Source organism: Kitasatospora sp. NPDC097691 (genome assembly GCF_040302665.1).
In the GTDB taxonomy this organism is placed as follows: domain Bacteria; phylum Actinomycetota; class Actinomycetes; order Streptomycetales; family Streptomycetaceae; genus Kitasatospora.
In genome coordinates this window covers 126344-133400 of sequence record NZ_JBEORY010000021.1, presented here as the reverse complement: position 1 = coordinate 133400, position 7057 = coordinate 126344, and the positions used below count along the sequence as shown (strand labels likewise).

Sequence of the window (7057 nt, the reverse complement as noted above, 5' to 3'; positions counted from 1 at the left end):
GAGCGCTTGCATGGCATGCAAGAGGTCTGGGGTTCAATTCCCCATAGCTCCACAGAAGTCGAGAGCCGCCTCCCAGAACGGGAGGCGGCTCTCGACGTTTCGCCCGCCCACCGGCGGGCGGGCCCGGAGTCCCGCTACCGTCGTGTCATGGCCGATCTGGAGCGAAGGCGGAACGAGGAACTGGCCCGGATACTCCACCAGCTCGGCTGGAGTCCGGAGCGGCTCGCCCGCGAGGTGAGTCTCGCGCTGCCGCCGGGCCTGGCCATCAGCTCCACCGCCCCGTACAAGTGGCGCGACCGCGGCATGGTGCCGCGCAGCCCGCACGACCAGGCGGTGTGCGAGGTGCTCAGCCGCACCCTCGGCATCGCCGTCACCTACGAGCAGCTCTGGGGCCGGATGGGCGGCCACCGCGGCGCCAAGATCCTCTCGCCCCGGCTGCTCACCGACCCGTGGACCGCCGACACCGCCCAGACCGCGCTGCGCGAGGCCGCCACCGACGCCGGACCGGTCCGCCTCACCGACCTCTTCCGCAACGCCGACCTCGACCAGGCCGCCGCCCGGCTCGCCTCGCCACCCCCACCCGTCGGCGGCGGCGAGGGCGCCCTGCGCGTCGAGGCCGCACTGGTCGGAGAACTCGGCCTCTCCTACCGCAGCAAGCAGCGACTCGAACGCTCCTGCGGCGGCGGCCTCGTCCTCGGCCCAGCCCGGGCCGAACTCGCCATGCTCGCCAAGCTGCTGGAACTCGGCGCGTACGACGAGCGGCTGGGCCGCGAGCTCTACGGCACGGCCAGCCGGCTCGCCCGGCTGGCCGGCTGGGCCGCGTACGACCTCGGCCACGACGCGGCCGCCCAACGCGCCTTCGTCGCCGCGCTGCGCGCCGCCCACGTCAGCGGCGACCCCCGGCTCGGGGTCCCCGTGCTCGGCGCGCTGGTGGTGCTCGCCACCCAGGGCCCGGGCGGGCGCGGCCTGGACGCCGTCTCCGCACTCGAAACCGCCCTGGAAGCCCACGGCGCCGCGCTCGGCCCCACCGGCCGGGCCCGCCAGCTCGGCCGGCTCGCCCGCGCGTACGGCCGCCGGAACGAGCCGGAGCGGGCCGAGGCCGCCGCCGCCCGGGCCTTCGCCGAACTGGACGGTGTGCCCGGCACCGAGGAGGCCCGCGCCTCGCTCGCCGGGATGGTGGGGGAGGGGCGGCTGGCGCTCGGCCGCAACCGGCTCGCCAAGGCACTGCTCGCCGAGGCCGTGGCCGGACTCGGACCCGGCCGCGCCCGCTCCAAGGCGCTGCTGATGGTGTGCCTCGCCGAGAGCCACCGGCGGCTCGGCGACCAGCGGGAGGCGGCCCGCACGGCGGCGCTGGCGCGCTCACTCGCGGCGGGGATGCAGTCCGAGCGGCTGGCGAAGGCGCTGCGGGACTTCGACGCGGCGGGGCGCGCGGTGACGCCGTGAGGCGGGCGGCCGGCGGGGGTGGGGCGGTGCCCGGGCGTTGCTGCGGTGGGTCGGCGGCGTCGCCGGGCGTGGCTGCCGCGGCGGGTCGGCGGGTCGGCGGGTCGGTGGGTCGGCGTGACGCCGGTGCGGGCCGGTGCGGTGAGGTGCCTTGGTGCGGTGGGTCCGGTGCCGGTCCGGTGAGGAAGCCGCAGTGCAGGTGCGGCGGCCCCGGCGGTATACCCGGGAGCGCGCCGAGTCGCTTGCGGTACCCTGAGCCCATGCGAACCGTGCGCCTGCTCCTTAGCCGGCCGCGCTGACCAGGACCGGCTGCGCCCTCGGGCGGTGCCGGAGTCGGCGTGGCGTCCCCTCCTGCGAGGGGATTTTTTGTTTTCCGCCCCCGACCCCGTCCCGGGCGGGGTCCACGGGCCGGCCGCCTGCCCGGTTCGCCAACCGACATCGATGGAGCTTGAAGGACCATGAGCGAGACGACCCCTGCGTCCGGCGCGGCCGAGACCGCGACCGAGCCGTTCCGGTACAGCGCCGCGCTGGCGGCCGAGATCGAGTCCCGCTGGCAGGACATCTGGGAGAAGGAGGGCACCTTCCACGCCCCCAACCCCACCGGTGCGCTGGCCGACCCGTCGGCCGGTGACGTCGCCGCGAAGCCGCACAGCTTCATCATGGACATGTTCCCGTACCCCTCGGGCGCGGGCCTGCACGTCGGCCACCCGCTGGGCTACATCGCCACCGACGTCTTCGCCCGCTACCAGCGGATGACCGGCCACAACGTGCTGCACACGCTGGGCTACGACGCCTTCGGCCTGCCCGCCGAGCAGTACGCGGTGCAGACCGGCACCCACCCGCGGGTCTCCACCGAGGCCAACATCGCCAACATGCGCCACCAGCTGCGCCGGCTGGGCCTGGGCCACGACCCGCGCCGCTCGATCTCCACGATCGACCCGGACTACTATCGCTGGACCCAGTGGATCTTCCTGCAGATCTTCAACTCCTGGTACGACGAGGCCGCCCGCACGGCCCGTCCGATCACCGAGCTGGTCGCGCAGTTCGAGTCCGGTGACCGGCAGACCCCGGACGGCCGCCCCTGGGCCGAGCTGTCCGCCGCCGAACGCGACGAGGTCCTGGGCGAGTACCGCCTGGCCTACGCCAAGGAGGTGCCGGTCAACTGGTGCCCGGGCCTGGGCACCGTGCTGGCCAACGAGGAGGTCACCGCGGACGGCCGCTCCGAGCGCGGCAACTTCCCGGTGTTCAAGTCCAACCTGCGCCAGTGGATGATGCGCATCACCGCGTACTCCGACCGCCTGATCGAGGACCTGGACCTGCTGGACTGGCCCGAGGCCATCAAGCTGCAGCAGCGCAACTGGATCGGCCGCTCCGAGGGCGCCCGGGTGGACTTCGCCGTCGGCTCCGACGAGCGGATCACCGTCTTCACCACCCGGCCCGACACCCTGTTCGGCGCCACCTACATGGTGCTGGCGCCCGAGCACGGCCTGGTCGACTCGATCGTCCCCGCCGCCTGGCCCCAGGACGTGCCCGCCGAGTGGACCGGCGGCGCCGCCACCCCCGCCGAGGCCGTCGCCGCCTACCGGGCCGCGGCCGCCGCCAAGTCCGACGTCGAGCGCCAGGTCGACGCCAAGGTCAAGACCGGCGTCTTCACCGGCGCCTACGCCGTCAACCCGGTCAGCGGCGCCTCCGTCCCGGTGTTCATCGCCGACTACGTGCTGATGGGCTACGGCACCGGCGCCATCATGGCCGTCCCCGCCCACGACCACCGCGACTTCGCCTTCGCCCGGGCCTTCGCCCTGCCGATGCGCTGCGTCGTCGAGCCCACCGACGGGCGCGGCGAGGACCCGGCCCAGTGGGACGACGCCTTCGACACCTACGACTCCGTCATCGTCAACTCCGCCCGGGAACAGGGCGACCTGTCGCTGAACGGGCAGAGCGTCATCGACGCCAAGGCGCACGTCACCGCCTGGCTGGCCGAGCGCGGCATCGGCGAAGGCACCGTCAACTACCGCCTGCGCGACTGGCTGTTCAGCCGCCAGCGGTACTGGGGCGAGCCCTTCCCGATCGTCTACGACGAGGACGGCGTCATGCACGCGCTGCCCGAGTCGATGCTGCCCGTCGAGGTCCCCGAGGTCGACGACTACTCGCCGCGCACCTACGACGCGTACGACTCCAGCTCCTCGCCCGAGACCCCGCTGTCGCGCAACGAGGCCTGGGTCAACGTCGAGCTGGACCTGGGCGACGGGCCGAAGAAGTACCGTCGCGAGACCAACACCATGCCCAACTGGGCGGGTTCGTGCTGGTACGAGCTGCGCTACGTCGACCCGTCCAACTCCTCGGCGGTCGTCGACCCGGCCAACGAGCAGTACTGGCTGGGCCCGACGGCGACCAAGCCGGCCGGCGGCGCCGACCTGTACGTCGGCGGTGCCGAGCACGCCGTGCTGCACCTGCTGTACGCGCGCTTCTGGCACAAGGTGCTGCACGACCTGGGCCACGTCTCGTCCGTCGAGCCGTTCCACAAGCTGTTCAACCAGGGCATGATCACCGCCGACGTCTACCGCGACGAGCGCGGCTTCCCGGTGCCCGCCGCCGAGGTCGAGGAGCGCGACGGCACGTACTCCTGGCAGGGCGAGCCGGTCAAGCGCGAGGCCGGGAAGATGGGCAAGTCCCTGAAGAACGCCGTCGCGCCGGACGACATCGCCGACGAGTACGGCGCCGACACGCTGCGCCTGTACGAGATGTCGATGGGCCCGCTGGACGTCTCCCGCCCGTGGGACACCCGCGCCGTCGTCGGCTCGTACCGCTTCCTGCAGCGGCTGTGGCGCAACATCGTCTCGGAGACCACCGGCGAGCTGGTCGTCACCGACGAGGCGGCGGACGAGGCGACGCTGCGCGCCCTGCACAAGGCGATCGACGGCATCCGCGCCGACATGACCGGGCTGCGCTTCAACACGGCCGTCGCCAAGGCGATCGAGCTGAACAACTACCTGGTCAAGCGCGGCTCGACGCCGCGGCCGGTGGCCGAGCAGCTGGTGCTGATGGTCGCGCCGCTGGCCCCGCACATCGCCGAGGAGCTGTGGCGCCGCCTGGGCCACGGCGAGTCGCTGGCGCACACCGACTACCCGGTCGCCGACCCGGCGTACGTGGTCGACGAGTCGGTGACCTGCGTCGTGCAGATCAAGGGCAAGGTGAAGGCCCGGCTGGAGGTCGCGCCGAGCATCTCGGACGCCGAGCTGGAGGCGCTGGCGCTGGCGGACCCGGCGGTGGTCGCGGCCATCGGCGGTGCCGAGGTGCGCAAGGTGATCGCGCGTGCTCCGAAGCTGGTGAACATCGTCACCGGCTGATTCCGGGCCTGGGGCTGATCGGGCGGGCGTCCTTCGGGGCGCCCGCCCGGTGTCGTTGTGGGCCGGGGGTGCCCGTCCGGCGTCATGTGGGCCGGGGGTGCCCGTCCGGCGTCATGTGGGCGGGGGTGCCGGGCGGGGGCTCGGTGGCGGCGTCCGGCTCGGGTGCGCTCGGGTGGCGTCTGTCCCGGTTCTTCCCCGGGTGACGGGCCCCGGGTCCCTCGGGGAGATCCCGGATCTGTCCCTGATCCGGGGCCGTTGGGCCCGTTCGAGCCGCCCTGCGAGGGGTTCGGGGGATACCGTGGAACCCTCGGCAGTGCGGCTCGCGTTGGGCGCGGTGGGGGCCGAAACGGGTGGCGGAAGGTGGCGCGCGATGGACGTGTTCGGCGTGATGATCGGCTTGGTCCTGCTGTTCGGGATCGCGGCGGCCGTCCTGGCGGTGGTCGGCACGGTCAAGGCGGCCAAGGCCGTCGGAGCGAAGATCGAGAAGCACGAAGCCAATGCCCGGCGCGCCGTGGAGACCGTCACCCTCAAGGCGAAGACGTACACCAAGATCGGCCCGCCCGCGCAGATCGCCACCGTCCGGCTCGGCCTGCGGACCTCACTCGACGGCACCCGGCAGGTGCTGGAAAGCGGGCTCGCGCAGGACGGGCAGCTCGGCGAGTCGCTCGCCCTGCTGACCCGGCTCGACGCCCACGCGGCGGAGCTCGACGGAGAGCTGCGGATGCTCGAACGCGAGCCGGACACCGCGCGGATCGCGGTCAAGCTGCCGGAGTTGCGCGAGCGGGCGGAGCGGATCACGCGCGCGGCGGAGACCATGCGCTGGGCGGCGCAGGACCGGATGCACCGGTTCGCCGACGACGAGTTGAGCCGGCTCAGCCAGGAGTGCGAGAGCGAGGCGGGGGCGCTGCGGCACTGGGACGGCTCGGGGCCCGGTTCCGCGGGTCCGGGTCCGGGTCCGGGCGCGGGCACGGGTGCCGGTACGGGTTCCGGTACGGCCGAGGGTTCCGGCGGGGCTACTGCCGGGGGCGCGGCCCGGGCCGGGCTGACGGACGGAAAGGGGCGTCCGAGCGCGGAGGAGCTGTTGGGGCTCGCCGATCCGCTGGCCAAGCTGGCTCAGCGGCTGCGGAAGCCGTCGGCGGGGCCCTCGGCGGGCTGATCCCCCGGCGCTCGACCGGGCTCGGCGCTTTCCGACCGGGCGGTCCGAGACGGTTGCGGGCGTTCCGCGGGTGGGTCGTGGGCGGTCCCCGCGGGTGGGTCGTGGGCGGGCCCGTGGGCAACCTCGCGGGCTCCTCGCGGCCGGGGCACGGTCGTCCGCCGCCGGGCGCTGTCCTCGCGCACGAACGGGGAGTAACCTCCGGCTCATGCCCTCCGACCTCGCGCTTGTCACCGATTCCACGGCCTATCTGCCGCAGGAGGCCCTCGACCGGCACGGGATCACGGTGGTCCCGCTGAGCGTCGCGGTCGGCGACTCGGTCCTGAGCGAGGGCGTCGAGATCTCCCCGAAGGACGTCGCCGAGGCGCTGCGCGGCAAGCAGCGGGTGACCACCTCCCGGCCGAACCCGGAGACCTTCGCGGCCACCTACCGGGCGGCCGCCGAAGCCGGGGCGACGGGCATCGTCTCGGTGCACATCTCCGGCGAGTTGTCCGGCACCGTCGAGGCCGCCCGGCTGGCCGCCGTCGAGGCGCCGGTACCGGTGCGCGTGGTGGACAGCCGGCTGGTCGGGATGGCGCTCGGGTACGGCGTGCTCGCGGCGGCCGAGGCGATCGCCGCCGGGCAGGACCTGGCCGGGGCGGCCGAGGCCGCGGGCCGCCGGGCGGCCGGGACCAGCGGGTTCTTCTACGTCGACACCCTGGAACACCTGCGCAGGGGCGGGCGGATCGGGGCGGCGCGCGCGCTGCTCGGGTCGGCGCTCGCGGTCAAGCCGCTGCTGCACCTGGACGGGGGGCGGATCGAGCCGCTGGAGAAGGTGCGGACGGCGTCGCGGGCGATCGCGCGACTGGAGGAGATCGCGGTCGAGCGGTCGGGGGAGCGGGAGGTCGACATCACCGTGCACCACCTGGCCGCCGAGGACCGGGCCGAGCCGCTCGCGGAGCGGCTGCGGGCGCGGGTGCCGGGGCTGCGGGAGCTGTACGTCGGCGAGGTGGGGGCGGTGATCGGTGCGCACGTCGGGCCGGGGCTGCTCGCCGTGGTGGTCGCGCCGCGCTGACGGGGCGGACCGGCTGCCGACGGGCACGGGCTGGGCCGGCTGCCGTCGGGCACGGGCTGGGCT

General features: G+C 74.3%; 4 protein-coding genes. All 4 read left to right on the top strand.

Going from position 1 to position 7057, the window contains the following annotated elements:
- The first annotated feature begins 147 nt into the window (after positions 1-147).
- A complete protein-coding gene (locus ABTY56_RS17665) occupies positions 148-1443 on the top strand; it encodes an NsdA family TPR-like regulatory protein (protein WP_350629708.1) in 1296 nt (431 codons plus the stop codon).
- 455 nt (positions 1444-1898) lie between these two features.
- Entirely contained in the window at positions 1899-4787 is a 2889-nt protein-coding gene (leuS, locus tag ABTY56_RS17660) for a leucine--tRNA ligase (protein WP_350629707.1), read from the top strand.
- A gap of 370 nt (positions 4788-5157) precedes the next feature.
- Entirely contained in the window at positions 5158-5943 is a 786-nt protein-coding gene (locus ABTY56_RS17655) for a hypothetical protein (RefSeq protein WP_350629706.1), read from the top strand.
- 205 nt (positions 5944-6148) lie between these two features.
- Positions 6149-6994, top strand: coding sequence for a DegV family protein (locus ABTY56_RS17650; protein WP_350629705.1), 846 nt, complete (start codon positions 6149-6151; stop codon positions 6992-6994).
- The last annotated feature ends 63 nt before the right edge of the window (positions 6995-7057 follow it).